The organism is Blautia sp. aa_0143 (assembly GCF_004167315.1).
Lineage (GTDB): Bacteria > Bacillota > Clostridia > Lachnospirales > Lachnospiraceae > Blautia_A > Blautia_A fusiformis.
On record NZ_RCXU01000010.1, the window covers coordinates 60,908 to 78,908 of the forward strand.

Here is an 18,001-nt window from a genome sequence, read left to right on the forward strand (position 1 = left end):
TTTATATTTTAACACTTTTATCTCTTTGCTGCTTTTGCGGCGTATCCTCCGCAGAGTACTTTTCCACCCGAGGTTTTTATCCCTGCACGCACCGCATAGTAATACGTTGTTCCCTTCTTTGCGGTCTTATCCTCAAAGGAGGAGCGGCTGCCTCCGGAAACTGTACTGATCTTTTTCCATGACCCCTTTCCGGTCTTACGGTAGATCTGATAGCAATCTGCTTTCTTCTGCGCTTTCCAGCAGATCTTCAGCCCCCTGGAGGTCTTCCTAACACTGGATATCTTCTGAAGTTCCGGATAGGACAGGATATAGCTGCTTGCCTGATATCCTCCTAAAACTTTTTTCCCGTCTACATTCTTATATGGCCTCACAGCATAAGCGTAGGAGGTGATTCCCTCAATCTTCGTGTCCTGCCAAGACAATACTTTGTTGTTAACGGTTCCAATCCGAACCCAGCTTTTCCCCTGGAGCTTCCGGTAGATATAATATCCACTGGCTCCGGAAACCTTCTTCCAGGATACCCTGTTACATGGTCCGCTGACAGCTTCAGCCACTGCACGGGCCTTCCCCAGCTCCGCTTTTGCTGAGAACGGCGAAGATACGGCTCCATAAACAGTCTTCTTTCCGGAACGTACATAAGAAGCCCGGATCCGATACGTATAAGTGCTTCCTGTTTTCACTGCAGTATCCTGCCAGGTCACTACATCTGCTGCCACGGTTGCCATTTTTTTTGAATTTCCGCTTTCATCCCAGCGATAGATAGCATAACGATTGCAGCCGGGAACTGCTTTCCAGGAGATCCGTATCCTGTTAAATGCCTTGGAAACCAGTTTTACACCTGTGGTCTGACGAAGCTTCACCGTAACCTTACAGGTAGCCCGGATTCCCCTGGCATTTTTTCCGTAGCAGGTTATGGTTGCTGTTCCCGGATTTTTTGCAGTAACAACGCCGCTTCCATTTACAGCAGCCACACTGGTATCTGAGCTTTCCCAGACAATGCCGGAAGCATCCATCTCGGATCTGGTAGCCGAAGCATTTAGTGTTTTCTGATCTCCGGAATACAGACTTATCTCAGAGGAAGAAAGCTGCATCCTGGCCGCACTGCTCAGAGTCCTGGTATGCGCCTTGATCCTCGGAGTTACCGATGGATTAAATTCAACTGCATCCATCCAGGTATCCTCCGCGTTATATCGCAGAAAGCTCTGATCGGATACGATAGACGGAGAAAAGCTGCACCAGCCATAACTGACCTCTGCCTCCACACAGTATTTTATATATGTGCTTCCTGCATTTGTCACCACAATAGAATACAGACTGTTCTGGCTGAGCAGAACCTCCGGGATTTGAAAAGTCATAACCCCAGCCATCGGCTGACTGCAGGAAACCGGTGTGGAATATGCCGGTGTTCCACTGGTAGGATCACTGGCATCCTTCAGATTTGTGTATACCTGCACAGTATAGGAATTATTGGCAGACATGGAGCTAAGAGTCACCTCACCAAGCGATTCCGCTTTTCCGTTTCCTGCACTGGCACGAAAAACCGTGGACAACTGTTCTCCTGCATACATGCGGATAGAACCAAGGCCCGACGTTCCGTCATAAAAATAATTGTTTCTATATTTCGGTGTATTGACAGCCGTAGCCGCAACCAGCTCACTGACAGACTTATCCTCATAGGACATATAAAAATATCCGGATTTTCCCCAGCCTGTACCCCAGCTGTTCTTGACGATCCAGGCTCCATCTCCCTTTACCTGGGAAGATGCCCGGAAATTCTTCGCAGAATAATTGTCATCCCAACCCACCACTGTAACTACATGATTCACGTTCTTGGTGCTGGTAGGATAGGAATAGGCCGCTGTACTTGCATTGTAATAGGCATTCTGTGCATTATACATCACAGTGACCGAATTATTTGCAACCAGAAGCTTCTTCATGGCATTTACGGAATAATCGGAAAAATAGGCATTTTTCAGATAAGCAGCTGCATTGTACGCCTTGGATGCCGCCGGAGTCACACCGGTTTTCTGTGTATGCGTGGAATCTGTTGCCAGCGGCACATCCCCTTCTGTTGTCATTCCGGACCAGGTGCTCAGAAACATGGAAGCCAGAAGATCATTTCCGCCCTCATGATAATCTGCGTTTCCTTTATCATCTGTCCCCATATGCTTATTGACATCCCCGTAGGTATTTCCAAGCGGGTCATTCTTTCTGTTTGCAAAAAAATACGCCAGATGCTCTTCCGACAGATCATAAGTTCCAAGGTCCTGGGTCAGAAACGAAGTTTCCAGAAGAGAGGCCATTCCAAATGCCCAGCACATACCGTAGGGCTCCTGATTCTTTACGGAAGTAACATATCCCTGATCCGCTGCATTATAATAGGACGGATAGGCCGCAGCTCTTCCCATCGGTACCTCATCCACATCATTTCCGATCTCCACGGCGGTGGAATAAGAGGTCAGATTATCAAAGGGTGCCAGCTGTTCCTGCTCCTCTTCCTCCGTAAGCGGACGGCCCTTGATATATTCGATGCCGGACTCACCACTGTCTGAGGCATCCCCGAAGCTCTCCTCACCGTCGCCAAAGGTATCCTCCTGGGAATCAGAGGACGATCCTTCTGATGTTTCGGGAGTCTCTGTATCCTCCTCGGAGCTCTGCAAGGCTATATCCTCGGTATCCCCGTCGGCTGCCTCTGCAATATCCTCGGTCTGTTCATCCGGGATACCGGTGTTCTCTGTGGTATTCCCTTCTGCGGTCTCCGTCGTATCCTCTGCTTCCGCCGGCTGCGTCTGTGTATCTTCTGACCATTCTTCATTGAAGCCTTCCGCAGAATCACTGAAGCCTTCCACATCGGCTGCCATGACCGGAACCTGGCTGCCCGCAACTGCCACACACAGAAGAAGCGGCAGTAATTTCTTCCTGACAAGCTGTAATCTCTTCACAAAATTCTCCACTTTTCTTATATTGATCTGGTTTATCTGTTAACGTTTCTTCAAATGATAACCCAGAATTCCGATTACTGCAAGTACTGTTGCGATCCCGATCCAGATAAACGGACTTTTATACCAGGAATTTTCTTCTTTAAAGGATGTCGCAGCTGTGCCATTGACCGGCTTAGTGACAGCTTCATCCGCAGATTTCCCACCTTCTGTTGTTCCATCCGCTGCAGGCGGTCCCTGGACCTCGCCGCTCTGAGCCTGAGAACTACCTGTGCTGGACGTCCCTGCAGGTGGCCCCTGAACCTCACCTCTCTGAGCCTGAGATTCATCTGTGCTGGCCGTCCCTGCAGACGCTCCCTGTCCTTCGCCATTCTGAGCCTGAGAGTTGCCTGTATTGTCCGTCCCTGCAGACGTTCCCTGTCCTTCGCCATTCTGAGCCTGATAGCTGCCTGTATTGTCCGTTCCTGCTACTTTCCCCTGAGTCTCGCCGGCTGCGGAATTCTGCGTATCGGATGCGTCTCCCTGATTCACTGCAGAAGTCTCTTTCTCCGTGCTCCCTGCGATTCCGGCCTTCGCCAGCTCCGCATCCTTTGAGGGCCGCAGCTCCTCCAGCGGCACATAACCGTATCTGCCATTATACTCTGTATATCCCCAGGGCTCACCATTCTTCTCTGTCTCCCCTTCGATATGCAGGACAGTACCATCCCTTACCGTCTTATCATTGAGCTTTTCACCTTTTCCGTCGGTGGACGGATAGATATCCACACCAACTCCACCGGAATCCACAGTCATATAATAATCTGTGGTATCCGCCGGAGCTTCCACCTTCACCACAACCGACTTGTCCGCATACACCGGAACACTCATACTCAGCACCAGCATTCCTGCCAGAAGCACACCTTTGCACCTTTTCATTGCTCTTTCCTCCCTCAAAAAATCTCACTGCCATTCTATGCATAAAATCCCCTTATATTTCTCTTTTGCCTTGGCTCCGAAATATAAGAGGATCTTATCATTAGTTATATCCAGTATCTTTTTTATGCAAGCTCCCGCTCACACATATCCAGCGCAGAAGCGATCACCGCATCCATGTCATAATATTTATATTCACCAAGACGGCCGCCGAAGATCACCTTCGGTTCCTTCTCTGCAAGCTCCCTATACTGTCCGTAAAGCGCTCCGTTCTTCTCATCATTGACCGGATAATACGGCTCATCTCCAGGCTTCCACTCGGAACTGTATTCCCGGCTGATCACCGTTTTCGGAAGATCATTACCCTCCTCATCCTTTCCGAACTCAAACCATTTATGCTCGATGATACGGGTCCACGGAGTCTCCACATCCGTATAATTCACTGCTGCATTTCCCTGGAAATTAGGTTTATCCAGTGTCTCGTTCTCAAAACGCACGGAACGATACTCCAGAGTTCCCAGCTTATAGTCAAAATACGCGTCGATGGCACCTGTGTAGATCACCTTCTCCGCCATTGCATCGTACTGCTCTTTTTTCTCCAGATAATCCTCATTCAGCCGTACCTCGATACCGTCCAGCAGATTGGCAACCATCTTCGTATAACCACCCACCGGGATTCCCTGGTACAACGCATTGAAATAGTTATTGTCAAAGGTCAGACGCACCGGAAGCCTCTTGATGATAAAAGCAGGAAGCTCCGTACATGGACGTCCCCACTGCTTCTCTGTATAGCCCTTGATCAGCTTCTCATAAATATCCGTACCTACAAGGCTGATAGCCTGTTCCTCCAGATTTGAAGGTTCCATGATCCCTGCAGCCTGCCGCTGCTCCTCGATCTTTGCCGCAGCCTCCTCCGGAGTCACCACGCCCCACATCCTGTTAAAGGTATACATATTAAACGGAAGACTGTACAGCTCCCCGTGATAATTGGCAACCGGACTGTTGGTAAAACGATTGAAGGTGGCAAACCGGGTGATATAATCCCAGACCTTCTTATTATTGGTATGGAAAATATGCGCACCGTATTTATGCACGTTGATCCCTTCCACCTTCTCTGTATATACATTTCCCGCAATATGCGGACGCTTGTCGATCACAAGCACTGACTTCCCGGCACGCTTCGCCTCCTGTGCAAAAACCGCACCGTAAAGACCGGCACCTACGATAAGATAATCGTACATTGATTTCATTCTCCCTGTTCTTTCATTGATGCTGTTATTTTAACACCGGAAAAGGGTAGCTGGCAAGAAGCCTCTGTAAAATCCCGATAAAATATCAGATATCCGCTTCTCAAACACCAAAATGTATGATACCCTGTAACTGGATCAGATAATAAACTACTCTGATCACATAAACAGATCGAAGGTGGTGAAACCTATGGGTACAAAGGATACCATCACCAAAGATTACATGGCTGACAACCGCGTTTTTGCGGATATGTTCAACCATATGCTGTACAAAGGAAAAAACATCATAGACCCTGACACTCTTCATCCACTGGATACCACAGCTCTCGCTGTCCCCTACGGATCCGGCACTTCAGAAGTTCCCGTCCAGAAATTCCGGGACGAATTCAAATCTCTTAATGTTATGCACGATGATTCAAGGATTTATCTTCTCCTGGGGATTGAAAATCAATCGGAAACACACTACGCAATGCCGGTCAAAAACATGGTCTATGATGCATTAGAATACGCAGGGCAGGTAGAAAATTCCGCCAAATCACACAGAGAAGCAAAGCAATGGCCTTATCCGGAGAATATCTCACCGGCTTCTACAAAGATGACCGGCTCATCCCGGTCATAACCACGGTCGTGTACTTCGGTTCCGACACCTGGAACGCTCCCAGGAGCCTCCACGAAATGCTCTCTGTCCAGGACCCCGAAATTCTTTCCATGGTCCCGGATTACCGGATCAATCTCTTCTCACCTGCCGAGATAAAAGATGAAGAACTTGACAAACTCCAGAGCAATCTCAAAGAAGTCATGCTCTTCATCAAATATTCCAAAGATAAACGGAAGCTTCAGGAGCTTACCTCACAGACTCCCGGCTTCCGCTCACTCGAGCTCAAAGCAACCCGGGTCATCGACTCCATAACCGGTATCAACTTACGTTTCACAGAAACAGAAGGGAGGGTTAATATGTGTCAGGCTGTTCAGGAAATGTGCGATGATGCGCGTGCCGAAGGCCATCAGGAACAAGCTATGCTGACAGCACAGCGTATGCTTCAGGATCCAAGATTCTCCCCTGAAGACATCTCCAGATTTTCAGGACTTTCTCTTGAGGACGTGCTGAAATTACAGAAGAAATAGTTCGTATTGGAAATGCTCAGATCCTTTACAGAGGATCTGAGCATTTTGCTATTCTTCTGACCAAGGCAGAAGCCGATTGTTATCTATTACCCTAAATCAGCTTTTTTTGTAATTTTACAATTGTGTATGTCAAAAACAAACTTATCAAAATACAAAAAACATAATTTTGAAAATAAAATGTCTTTATCCCTATAACATTCATAAGTGCTCTAATTGCAACATGAGTCAAATATAATTCATAAGACATTTTTCCAAACTGCTCCAATATCTTTACAATTCTTTTAGGCATCTTTCGCATACTTACAGCAATACAATACAGCAAAAAAATCCCCCAAAAACACATCAAAATCCTAAATCCTAGTTTTGACACAACTATTTTGGTTACCGGTAAAAAGCCGCACAGCATTATCATTACTCCAAATAAAATTCCCATTTTATCTATATTATTAATACAAGCATTCTGGTAAACTTTTTTTCCACACCAACACCCTATGAAAAAAACAAGAAATCTTCCCAATAGAATTTCTATATTTAAATTCAATACAGGATCTACAATTCTCGGTAAAAATTGAATAACTAAAGCTATAATAAGAAGAATTAACAGTTGCCCCCAATCTGACCACTTTACATGCAATATCTTATAAACAAATGGATAAATTAAATATGCAAAAACAATAAATAACACATACCAAAAGGTTCTTGTCCCTTGTGTAAAAAATGTAACAAAGCCAAAATCAAATGCAAACATCTTGACGCCTTTTTGCATGATAATAAGATCAATCACAATCCAATATGGAATAGCAACCATAAGATAAACTGGCAAAATTCTCTTTATTCTCTTCTGAAAAAAATGCAAAATATTGGAATCTTTTGACATCGAAAAATATAATCCAACGCCGGACAGAAAAACAAAGAACTCAACTCCAACACTACCAATGAATGTGTTATACAACTTGCCTAAAAATCCCAATCCCCCTCCGGATAAATTTGAATTTGCTATATCTTCAAAAAAATGAAATATCATAATTGAAATTATCGCCACACCATAAATTGCATTACGATTTTTGCTAAATATATTCCAATTATCCTTCGAATTCATCACCGATATATTCATCACAATGTTCCTTTATTTCTTTATATATTGGGGCCATTTGCAAATGATTCTATATTCTTATATGCCTTCTATATAAAATAATAGTAACATTATCCCCATTTACTGACGGCCTCGCTTTTATACAAAAAAACTCTTATAAATCAGCAAAAAGCTCTTCTCTGTAAATTCCTTTTTCCAACATCTCTCTGAAACTATCCTTCACTGCAGCAACATCCTCTTTATAAGTCATACCATACCAAGTATCATTGGTACGAAGAACCTTTACGGATATCCTTCCTTCTGCCAGAAGTTCTCCAATAAATGTTGGAATCAAAAATTCCTCCTTTATAAGATTCTCCGGGACCACTTTTTCAAAAAAATATTGAAAACCACTTTCCAGCGTTTTCAGGAACTCCGGTGCCAATCCCCACATATTCATAGAAACAAGTGATTCTGTATCCAGCTTTACGCCGTCCGCCTCGGCACCTTCTGCATTCTTTACAATATTGGAAGTCTCCACAATCTCCGTCAGATTATTATACTCATCCATTTTGCAGATACCACGTGTCACACCACCATTATCAGACAACGTATTCTTCAACACAAAACCAGCCATGCAGGACTGGCCTCCTTTTACAAGATAATCATGAATCTCACGGAATCCTTCTTTTCCATAATAATCATCTGCATTGATCACAACAAAAGGCGTTGTCAAACATCCTTTGCAGCCAGAACCGCCTGTCCGGTACCCCAAGGCTTCGTACGGCCTTCCGGAAGTTCTCCCGGAATATCGTTGATATCCTGGAAAACATACTCCACAGTAACAGAATGCGCCTTGCAGACCGCCTCGATCCGATTCCCGATCACATCCTTAAATTCATTTTCAATATCCTTTCGGATAATAAAAACCACCTTGTTAAAACCTGCTTCGATTGCGTCATGAATCGAATAATCCATGATGATATGGCCCTGTTCATCAACCGGCTCCAGCTGTTTGATACCACCGCCAAAACGGGAACCGATACCAGCAGCCATGATAAGTAATGTTGTTTGCATTTAATTTCCCCTCATTTCCTGATCTTAATGCAATTCTTTTTCACAGCGGTCTAATGCAGCCGCAATAACCTGATCCATGTCATAATATTTATATTCACCAAGACGTCCGCCAAAAATCACATTTGTCTCAGCTTCTGCCAGCTTTTTATACTCTGCGTAAAGAGCTCCATTCTTTTCATCGTTAACAGGATAATACGGCTCATCCCCCGGCTTCCACTCAGAACTGAATTCTCGGCTGATCACTGTCTTAGGAAGATCGTTACCTTCCTCATCCTTACCAAATTCAAACCATTTATGCTCAATGATACGCGTCCATGGAGTTTCCCGATCCGTATAATTCACAGCTGCATTTCCCTGGAAATTCGGTTTATCCAGAGTTTCTGTTTCAAAACGCACGGAACGATATTCCAGTGTACCAAGCTTATAATCAAAATATGCATCGATCGGACCTGTGTAAACTACTTTTTCAGCCATCGCATCTAATTCATCTTTGTTTTCCAGATAATCTGTACTCAAACGAACCTCAATACCTTCCAGAAGATTTGCTACCATCTTCGTGTAACCTCCAACTGGGATACCCTGATACAAAGCATTAAAATAGTTATTATCAAATGTCAGACGAACCGGCAGACGTTTAATAATAAACGAAGGAAGATCCTTACAGTCACGTCCCCACTGTTTCTCGGTATAACCCTTGATCAACTTTTCATAAATGTCACGTCCGACCAGTGAAATTGCCTGCTCTTCCAGATTCTTTGGTTCTGTAATTCCAGCTTCTTTTCTCTGCTCCTCAATCTTCGCTGCAGCTTCCTCCGGTGTTACCACACCCCACATTTTATTAAATGTATACATATTAAAAGGAAGACTGTAAAGTTCCCCTTTATAATTAGCGACCGGGCTGTTTGTAAACCTGTTGAACTCTGCAAACTGAGTGATATAATTCCATCCCATGGAATAAACCCTTTATGGCGTACTGCTCCTAACAAAGTTCCTCCCGATAAATAATATCTCAGCCCATTCTGATCACAGAATGCCGCAAACTCACATAATATATTCAAAATATACTTTTTAACTTCCGTATTATCTAACTTTCTCATACTTTACAGAGATAAAACACAAATCTCTTATCTCACTGTCCTTTCTTTAATATATAAAGGTTAAATAGTTATTGTGCGATATATATCCATAAAACGCGCTCCTATCTTTCTTCCCTATTAAACGTCTCATAGAAATAGCCTTATTGTCTGATTGTTTTTTTATATTTTCTCTTTATCAGTCCATTATTCCACTACTGTTTCTTTTATTTTTAAACTTATTTGTTCACCACACCATTCAACAATATTTTTTCTAATTTTTTTGCTTCAGTATGAATTTCGTATCCTCGCATTGTAAAATTATCCACTATCTCCTTTTGGGACACTCGGTTTATATTTTCTTTGATATTTAAAATTTCTTCTGCCCAAGACTCCGCTGAATTTTCCAAATTCCAAAATATAAATGATGGATTAATTTTAACTTCTTTAGGAATTACACTGTCAGATGCTAACATAGGTACTCCATTTGCCTGAGCTTCCATCGCAGCCATGCTGAGGCCTTCAAATTTAGATGGAAACAAAAACAGATCGAATGTACTCAACCATCCACATATGTCTTTCTGAATTCCGGCCATATATACATACTTATTTAGTTTCTTTTTATCAATCTCTTTTTCAAGCTTTGTCCTGTCTTCTCCATCACCTATTAAAATCAATCTTACTTTTGGTTCTTTTTTTATAAGTTTTTCAAATATGTCTAAAATAAACATTTGATTTTTTTGGAAATGCAACCTTCCTATATTTCCTATGATATAATTTTCTTCCCACTTCAAATCTCGCCGCAATTTTTTTCGCTTCACATCATCAAAACAATATTTTTCTACGTCTATCGCATTACTGATAATAATAGATTTTTTTATTATTGAAGAATCATAAAACCATTCCGAAGCTTCTTTTGAGCAGCTCCAAAAATCCGTTACATAATAAGCAATTCTTTTTTTATTATATTTATGTAAAATTCCTCTTAACCTGCTATCCATATTTTGAGAATTATGGCTATGTATAATTCTTCTTTTTATCCCATATTTTTTTGCCATTTTCAGATAATCAATATTGGCAAGACTACACACATTCACCCATATTGCATCATACTTAGAGGCATTATTTTCAAAAAAATTTTTTAATTCTTTTTTGTATTTTTTATAATTTTTACTTCTCGCAGGAAAATGAAAGGTTTGTGAACCATTGGAAATAATTTCTTCTTCGAAAGCGATTTTATTATATGAATTACATAAAAAATCAAAATGAAAGGTATTCTTATCCATGTAATGATAGTAATTCATAATAACACTCTCTACCCCACCTGGATTTTCTGTCATACCAAAAACTAATATTTTATACATAGGTTTCCTCACAATTTAATGTTTGACTATTTTAATTTCTACTTTTTTCGTAAATATAATTTTGATATGCCCGCACAATATATATGATACTTGCAATATGAACCAATTTATATTTCATAAAAAAAACAGGCAATGTTCTCGCTGAAAAATTATTCTTTATATGGAACTTTTTTATCGCATCTTTGAATACAGGTGTATTTATAATTTTTTTTATATGCTCTATTTTTTTTACATAATTTTCTTTATTATTAACGCAAAATATACCTCTAACACAGGCTATATTTAAATGCATTAAAATATAATCATTAAATGCCAATTGTACATTTTCATGTTGTTTTTTAATATACTTACTCGTTATATTCATAGCTTCAATATATTGAAGTACTTTTTTATCTGCGTTACTCCTCATCGTAGACTCATTGTCTATAGAATAATGGTAAAATATCGTATCACTTATGCTAATTCTGGAACAATGCATTAAATAATGTAATGTAAAATCACTATCCTCTGAAAGCTGCATTTTTGTATTAAAGCCAATTCTATTTTCATAAATAATGCTTTTCCTAAAAATCTTTCCCCAAACCTGCATGAATTTTGTTGGATTTGCGATCATTTCCAACTTCATTTTTTCTGCAGAGTCATTAAAATAATATGTTTTCTCTTCTTTATTGTTTATATAATTTGCTCTATTACCAATCTCGTAACTATATACATACAAATCCGCTTTAGCATTTAATATATCTTCGTAAATATATTTTTTGCTTTTAGATACTATATAATCATCTGCATCGACAAAGACAATCCATTCTCCTCTGGCGTTTTTCAATCCTTCATTTCTAGCTCTTGACACTCCTTTTTCCGAATGAATTAGTTTAACATTTTCTCCATATTTTTGAATTAATTTTAATGCAACACTATTGGTGTAATCAGTTGATCCATTTTCAACAATCAATATTTCACATTTCTCCATGTTACAAGTATGTGTAATACTTTCCACAGCTCTTTCTAATGTATCAGCCGCATTATATGCTGGAATAATATATGAAATTAATATTTTTTCATTCATAATCCTCTTATTTAAAAGCTCCCTTCATATCTTTTTCCAACAAACTTAGCTTTTAAAAACGCTGTACTCTTTTTCCACCAATTAATCTTTTCCATATGCTGGTAAGGCAACTCTTTAATCTCATTTTTCTTAATTTTTCCTAGTTTAATCTCACCATCAAGCCACACATTAAATATTATCTCGCTTACTCTTCCATAAAATCGCCCCTGAAATGCTGATAATTCCTGTGGATCGATGCGTTTTTCTAACTCGAAGAGAATATCAAATAACCATTCACAATAATCATTCAGATATCTTTTTTGCATGATCATCATATTGAACATATATCCGTAAGTGTGTTTTACAACTTCATCATAACTTTTCAGATAGTCGGGATATTTTTCAGCGATTATCTCTCTGGTGATATCTAATTGAGATGCATAATGTGTATGTTCATAATGGGAATATAAGGTTTCTATATAATACTTTCTTTTTTTAGGTACAAAAATTTTATATTTTTCCAACATTGGGCGCAACTCATTATACGTAAGAACACCTTCAAATGGTGCCTTGGTTTTCTTTCCAAAATGGCGTCTGTAATGTGCCAATCCTGTATAATCCGTGTCAAGATTTTTCCACGCCCAATATAAGCCTGTAAGCTCACAATACGCAGCGTTTTTGTTTGAAATGTTTTCTCCTGTATTATCTTTTTGATACCCTAAATCCAGCGGATTTCCATTCTGATCTGTTTTTCCCTCTGCACCAACATGCAGTGGAAGATACATTGCATCTTGAGGCATTTCATATTTTTTATGTGTTGCTACTATAATTTTTACTGTAGGCGTATTCTTCGTCATTTCAATATTTCCTTACATGCTTTCTCTCTTTTTTCTATTCATCCTCCATATGCAAGTTTTTATTTTTCATAACTTCGAATACACTCCCCAACTCAAAAGCCGGCACATTCTTCGCCGTGCCCATCCCTTCTTCAGGCGCACACACGACAGGCGGTATTCAACCCGACGGTGTTTATCACTGATATACACCGTGTTTTGCTTTCGCTTTCTTTTTGTCAGCACGGCAAAGCCGATGCACTGACCTTATGACATCTGTTTTCTGACATGCCATAAGGTCAATCCACCTGCTCGCTTTTCATACTGATATTCTGTTCTGTTTCTTTTGTTCTTCCCTTCATGCTCCGCGTCCAAACTGTGTCAGGCACTTTTTCCCGAGATTTCTCACAGCATTCAGATATCGGTTCGTCTGATGTCCATTGGCGCAGCAGCATAGTTCTGTTCTGATGTCAGTCCGAATGATTTCTGCGCCGCATCTGGCACAGTTTGTGCTGATGCCGGTGGCGTGGACTTCGATAACGATGATTCCGTTTTTCCATGCTTTGTAGTCCAGATACTGGCGGATCCTGGTACTTAAGTGGAGCGGGCCCCAGTTTCCTGAGCCTTTCATGACGTTTCTGGAATATTCCTGGTTATAACGTGGAAGTACGATCACAGAAACGTCCTGCTCTACGGCAAAACGTAAGATCTGGCTTGTGACCTGGTGTCCATAGTGTTCAGAAAGATGTTTCAGATGCATCCAGTATTTCTGATCAACTCTGCCTGTCTGTCTGCCTCCGGTTGCTTCCTGGGACTTCTGGATCTTTTCCAGAAGCTTTCTGCAATGGTGGCTGTATTCATTTCCGCCTTTCCAGAACTTCACTGCGATCTCCTGACCGGTTCCGTCCAGAACAACGCCTACCGCAAAGGCATCACTGTTTGTAAACTGAATACAGAGTATCCTGCATCCTGCCTGCATCCTCTGACGTACGGTTGCTGTATTTTCATTGTTCTGACGTACTGGAACATGCAGCATGTCATATTTGTATTCAAAAACTACGGATGGTGACATGAGTCTGGCGTTTTCCGGAAAGTCTCTGCCTGACAGCCGGCAATGCATCCAGGTCCATGTGTCTCCTGTCCAGACACGCAACGTGATCTCTTTAGCGGAAAAATCCTGATACATTCCTTTGTAATAAGTAACTGCTGCATTTAGTTTCTCTGCTCTGCCGATCTTCTCATCCTGGGCAAAACGGCTGAGATAGCTTTTGGCTGAAGCAATTCCCTCATTGGCTGCTGCTCTTCGAAAATACAGCGGAACCTTTTTCCAGGGGAGAGGATCTGATGGTATGCGTCCGCCTCGCCCCGGAATGCTCATGATTTCCAGCTCGCGTAAAGTCTGCTGGCTTCCCATTTCCCAGAGATCCGTATGATCCAGAAGCAGGTTGTAATAAAATTCAGCGATCCGGTTATAAAATTCCTGTGTGGTACGCAGCCATTCCGGATGTCTGCACCAGAGATGCAGTCGCCAGGTTGTGATGCTGTAGCCGCTTTTTCCGGTGTTTTCTTTTTTGCCGGTTTCCGGTTCTTTCATTTTGGTTCTCCGTTTTTCGCAAAGAAAAATCATTATAATATAACTTATCTAAATTATTATTTTTGTCACTTATCATTTCCATAAGCGACAGGTGATTTTCTCTCAAATTGCATAGTTTTTGAATCTTAATCAATAATAGCATTGCACCCTGTCACTGTCAAGATACGAAAAATGCACCACTTTCGACCAAAAATGCAGTTTTTTTCGGTTAAATTTTTTTATATACGACAAATTTTTCTTTTTTTCGCTTATCAGTGGTCACAAAAATGGTCAGACTTTTGCTATAATAGTGCGAAAAGGAGACTACGATTATGCCTAGAAAAGGGGAAAATATCAGAAAAAGGAAAGACGGAAGATGGGAGGCTCGCTATGAAAAATGTCGTGACCATAATGGACGTATCCAGTACGGATATCTGTATGGTCGTACATACGAGGCTGTAAAAAAGAAAAAGCTGGCTGTTTTATGTCAGAATAATCTTCAAAACTCTCCGGGAAAGTGTTATGTATTTCGAAACCTCAGTGAAGAATGGATGTTATCCATGCGTTATGCTGTAAAGCTCAGCACCTATGCCTGCTACGAAACACTTCTTGATACACATATCCTTCCGGAATTTGGTGATATGCCGTTGAAATACATCTCTTCTGCTTCCGTATATGCCTTCTCTGAAAAGCTGAAACAGCAGGGGCTTTCGCCACGTACCATCAAAAATCTTCTGATTTTGTTCCACAGTATTTTACGCTATGGTGAAAAACAGGGGTATCTGAATCTTTCACAGCTGGAATTTCGGTATCCCAAAATAAATACCAGTCCTTTTCAGCTTATTTCTCATGAACATCTCACAAAGCTGATCACAGTTCTCTCTGCTGAGGACTCAGAATTTCCCATCGGCATCCTGCTATGTATTTATACAGGGATCCGCGTTGGCGAGCTTAGCGGCATCCGTTGGGAAGATGTTGATTTTGATAAAAAGCTGCTACATATAAGGCGAACGATCTCACGGATAAAAAATCTTGATTATTCTGGTGAATCTGATGACGAACCCAAAACCGTTTTAATGATAGGTCCTCCTAAATCAGTCTCATCCATCAGGGATATTCCAATCCCTGATTTTTTATTGAAAAAAATGAAGCGGATTGCTGCTGAACCTGATTCATACCTGCTGACGGGTACGAATCGTAAATGTATGGAGCCCAGAAATATACAGCGTAAATTCCAGAAGCTCCTTCAGCAATGTGAAATTCCCAGTATCAACATTCATTCTCTCCGGCATGCTTTTGCCACCCGTTGTACGGAAATGGGATTTGACAGCAAGACACTTTCTGAAATTCTGGGACATTCGTCCGTCAAGATCACCATGGATATTTATGTGCACAGCAGCATAAAACAAAAGCAGAAGTGCATGGAAAAGCTGAACTATTAGCAGTCAGAATTATGGTCAAAGCAGGCCGGAAGTCCGCATTTATACGGGTTTCCGGTCTGTTTGTCGCTTATGGAAATGATAAGCGACTTTTTTACCCTCAAAAAAACAACACGGCAGACATCCCTCCGGGGCTGTCTGCCGTGTTTTATATCGCTTTTATGTTTTTATGTAATTAAGCTTTCTGTTCCTTAAGCCTCATATCCATTAGGGTTCTGGCTCTGCCATCTCCAGGAGTCTGCACACATCTCGCGGATTCCGTTCTCTGCCTTCCAGCCAAGCTCTTTCTCTGCTTTGGTTGCATCGGAGTAGCAGGTTGCGATGTCGCCTGGGCGGCGTGGTTTGATCACATATGGGATCTTGACGCCGGTAGCTGCCTCAAAGTTCTTAACGATATCAAGAACACTGTAGCCTTTTCCGGTTCCAAGGTTGTAGATGCTTAATCCGGAATTGTCTTCCAGCTTCTTAAGAGCTTTTACATGGCCCTTGGCAAGGTCTACTACGTGGATGTAGTCACGGACACCTGTTCCATCCGGTGTATCGTAATCGTTTCCGAATACGCCAAGCTCTTTCAGCTTGCCTACTGCTACCTGTGTGATATATGGCATCAGGTTGTTCGGGATACCATTTGGATTCTCACCGATGGTTCCGCTCTTATGAGCACCGATCGGGTTGAAGTAACGAAGAAGAACTACGTTCCACTCCGGGTCTGCCTTCTGGATGTCTGTAAGGATCTGCTCCAGCATGGATTTGGTCCAGCCATATGGGTTGGTACACTGTCCCTTCGGGCACTCCTCGGTGATCGGGATCATTGCCGGATCTCCGTATACGGTTGCTGAGGAAGAGAAAATAATATTTTTAACATTATGTTTTCTCATCACGTCTACAAGAGTAAGGGTTCCTGCGATATTGTTCTCATAATACTCCCACGGCTTGGCAACAGATTCACCAACTGCTTTCAGTCCTGCAAAATGAATACAGGAGTCGATCTCTTCTTTGTCAAAAACTTCATTTAATGCTTCGCGGTCCAGGATATCTGCTTTATAGAATTTCACCGGTTTGCCTGTGATCTTGGATACTCTGTCCAGAGCCTTCTCACTGGAATTACATAAATTGTCAACTACTACAACATCATATCCTGCGCTCTGCAGCTCTACAACGGTATGACTTCCAATGTATCCTGCTCCACCTGTTACTAAAATTGCCATAGTTTTTCTCCTCCTCTATTGGATCTAACTGTTCCTGTTTATTTTAGCACTGTTCCTTTGTTTCCACAATAGCAGAAAATCAGATTTACTACTTAATCCCAGAGTCCCTGCGGATAAAGTCCCTGATCCTTCAGATTCTGGATCGCGGCTACCACTACCGGTTTGTCCTCTTTATAGGTCACTCCGTACCATTTATCCTGTGTGGTAAGGACCCTGACTGCTGCCTTTTTTTCCTGAAGGAGCTCGTCAACTACAAACGGAAGGAAATATTCGCATTTCAGAGGATTTTCCGGGATGCTCTTTTCAAGGAATACCGGGAAGCGTTTTACCAGTTCTTTCATAAATCCGCCGGTGAAGCCCCACATGTTCATGGATACCGGAGTCTCTCCCGGGAGACTTGTCCAGGTTTTTCCATCGTCCTCTGTGTAGGCTGCTCCGCCGTCACGTTTCTCAATGTGTGTTCGCTCATTGATATCTGCAAGATATCCATTTTCATCTGTCTCACAGACACCTCTGGAAACGTAGCCATTGTCTGTCAGGGTATTCTCAAGACGGTAGCCTACCATCATATACTGGGCAGGTACGGTGTCCTCCTGGGCCTGGATCAGGAAATCATACGCCATCTTAAAGGCATGGGTTCCATAATAATCATCTGCATTGATCACTACAAACGGTCCGTCGATCTCTCCGGCACAGCTTAATACCGCATGTCCGGTTCCCCATGGCTTCACACGGCCTTCCGGAACCTGGAAGCCTTCCGGGATGTTGTTGAGATCCTGATGCACATAAACGATCTCCACCTTGTCACTTAAGCGGTCGCCGATGGCATCGCGGAAATCCTGTTCATTCTCTTTTTTTATGATGAATATCACTTTCTTAAAGCCTGCACGTACGGCATCATAAATGGAAAAATCCATGATGATATGACCTTCCTGATCTACAGGATCGATCTGTTTCAGTCCGCCGTAGCGGCTTCCCATTCCTGCTGCCATTACTACCAGAACCGGCTCTTTCATAATTTTGTTCCTCCTGATTTTTAGAAATACAGGGATTTTTTCCCATACATATTTTAAGCCGGTCAGATTCTCATCCGA

The 18,001-nt window shown here is 41.9% G+C and carries 13 protein-coding genes and 3 pseudogenes; 3 read left to right on the forward strand and 13 right to left on the reverse strand.

Translation table 11 applies throughout. The annotated features are described in order from the left end of the window. Nucleotides 1-17 precede the first annotated feature (17 nt). The 3 genes from EAI83_RS06565 to glf (EAI83_RS06575) form a co-directional block, all read right to left on the reverse strand. Complete coding sequence (locus EAI83_RS06565; protein WP_129974809.1) at nucleotides 18-2,942, reverse strand: C1 family peptidase; 2,925 nt, start codon at nucleotides 2,940-2,942, stop codon at nucleotides 18-20. A gap of 39 nt (nucleotides 2,943-2,981) precedes the next feature. Further along, a complete protein-coding gene (locus EAI83_RS06570) occupies nucleotides 2,982-3,854 on the reverse strand; it encodes a hypothetical protein (protein ID WP_129974810.1) in 873 nt (290 codons plus the stop codon). A 122-nt stretch (nucleotides 3,855-3,976) separates the two neighbouring features. Then, nucleotides 3,977-5,092 (reverse strand): UDP-galactopyranose mutase, encoded by a 1,116-nt coding sequence (glf, locus tag EAI83_RS06575; protein ID WP_114002264.1) that lies wholly within the window; start codon nucleotides 5,090-5,092, stop codon nucleotides 3,977-3,979. A gap of 196 nt (nucleotides 5,093-5,288) precedes the next feature. Here glf (EAI83_RS06575) and EAI83_RS17510 point away from each other — a divergent pair, with 196 nt between their 5' ends. After that, nucleotides 5,289-5,717: a hypothetical protein gene (locus EAI83_RS17510; RefSeq protein WP_227589092.1), complete on the forward strand. Its 429-nt coding sequence runs from the start codon at nucleotides 5,289-5,291 to the stop codon at nucleotides 5,715-5,717. Next, nucleotides 5,654-6,223 carry an Rpn family recombination-promoting nuclease/putative transposase gene (locus EAI83_RS17515; RefSeq protein ID WP_242981976.1) on the forward strand — a complete coding sequence of 190 codons (570 nt, stop codon included), beginning with the start codon at nucleotides 5,654-5,656 and terminating at the stop codon, nucleotides 6,221-6,223. Before EAI83_RS17510 ends, EAI83_RS17515 begins: the two co-directional genes overlap by 64 nt. Before the next feature lie 91 nt (nucleotides 6,224-6,314). On the opposite strand, the gene EAI83_RS06585 is transcribed toward EAI83_RS17515, so the two are convergent. The 8 genes and pseudogenes from EAI83_RS06585 to EAI83_RS06620 form a co-directional block, all read right to left on the reverse strand. Continuing rightward, on the reverse strand, nucleotides 6,315-7,337 hold the full coding sequence (locus EAI83_RS06585) for an acyltransferase family protein (protein ID WP_118368694.1): 1,023 nt from the start codon (nucleotides 7,335-7,337) through the stop codon (nucleotides 6,315-6,317). A 133-nt stretch (nucleotides 7,338-7,470) separates the two neighbouring features. Continuing rightward, nucleotides 7,471-8,372, reverse strand: a pseudogene (locus EAI83_RS17825) (sugar phosphate nucleotidyltransferase). A 24-nt stretch (nucleotides 8,373-8,396) separates the two neighbouring features. Further along, nucleotides 8,397-9,317: pseudogene (glf, locus tag EAI83_RS06595) on the reverse strand (UDP-galactopyranose mutase); the annotation flags it as partial. 35 nt (nucleotides 9,318-9,352) lie between these two features. Continuing rightward, nucleotides 9,353-9,469: pseudogene (locus EAI83_RS17830) on the reverse strand (LicD family protein); the annotation flags it as partial. 215 nt (nucleotides 9,470-9,684) lie between these two features. Then, complete coding sequence (locus EAI83_RS06605; protein ID WP_118368686.1) at nucleotides 9,685-10,809, reverse strand: glycosyltransferase family 1 protein; 1,125 nt, start codon at nucleotides 10,807-10,809, stop codon at nucleotides 9,685-9,687. Between the two features lie 31 nt (nucleotides 10,810-10,840). After that, nucleotides 10,841-11,875, reverse strand: coding sequence for a glycosyltransferase family 2 protein (locus tag EAI83_RS06610; protein ID WP_118368685.1), 1,035 nt, complete (start codon nucleotides 11,873-11,875; stop codon nucleotides 10,841-10,843). An 11-nt stretch (nucleotides 11,876-11,886) separates the two neighbouring features. Further along, entirely contained in the window at nucleotides 11,887-12,711 is an 825-nt protein-coding gene (locus EAI83_RS06615; RefSeq protein ID WP_059086096.1) for a DUF4422 domain-containing protein, read from the reverse strand. 334 nt (nucleotides 12,712-13,045) lie between these two features. Continuing rightward, nucleotides 13,046-14,281 carry a zinc ribbon domain-containing protein gene (locus EAI83_RS06620; protein ID WP_161206345.1) on the reverse strand — a complete coding sequence of 412 codons (1,236 nt, stop codon included), beginning with the start codon at nucleotides 14,279-14,281 and terminating at the stop codon, nucleotides 13,046-13,048. A 311-nt stretch (nucleotides 14,282-14,592) separates the two neighbouring features. Here EAI83_RS06620 and EAI83_RS06625 point away from each other — a divergent pair, with 311 nt between their 5' ends. Further along, entirely contained in the window at nucleotides 14,593-15,702 is a 1,110-nt protein-coding gene (locus tag EAI83_RS06625) for a tyrosine-type recombinase/integrase (protein WP_118368683.1), read from the forward strand. Nucleotides 15,703-15,890: 188 nt separating this feature from the next. Here EAI83_RS06625 and galE read toward each other — a convergent pair whose 3' ends face one another. After that, on the reverse strand, nucleotides 15,891-16,907 hold the full coding sequence (galE, locus tag EAI83_RS06630; protein ID WP_015527335.1) for a UDP-glucose 4-epimerase GalE: 1,017 nt from the start codon (nucleotides 16,905-16,907) through the stop codon (nucleotides 15,891-15,893). A gap of 92 nt (nucleotides 16,908-16,999) precedes the next feature. After that, a complete protein-coding gene (locus EAI83_RS06635) occupies nucleotides 17,000-17,923 on the reverse strand; it encodes a sugar phosphate nucleotidyltransferase (protein ID WP_021652265.1) in 924 nt (307 codons plus the stop codon). Nucleotides 17,924-18,001: the final 78 nt, after the last annotated feature.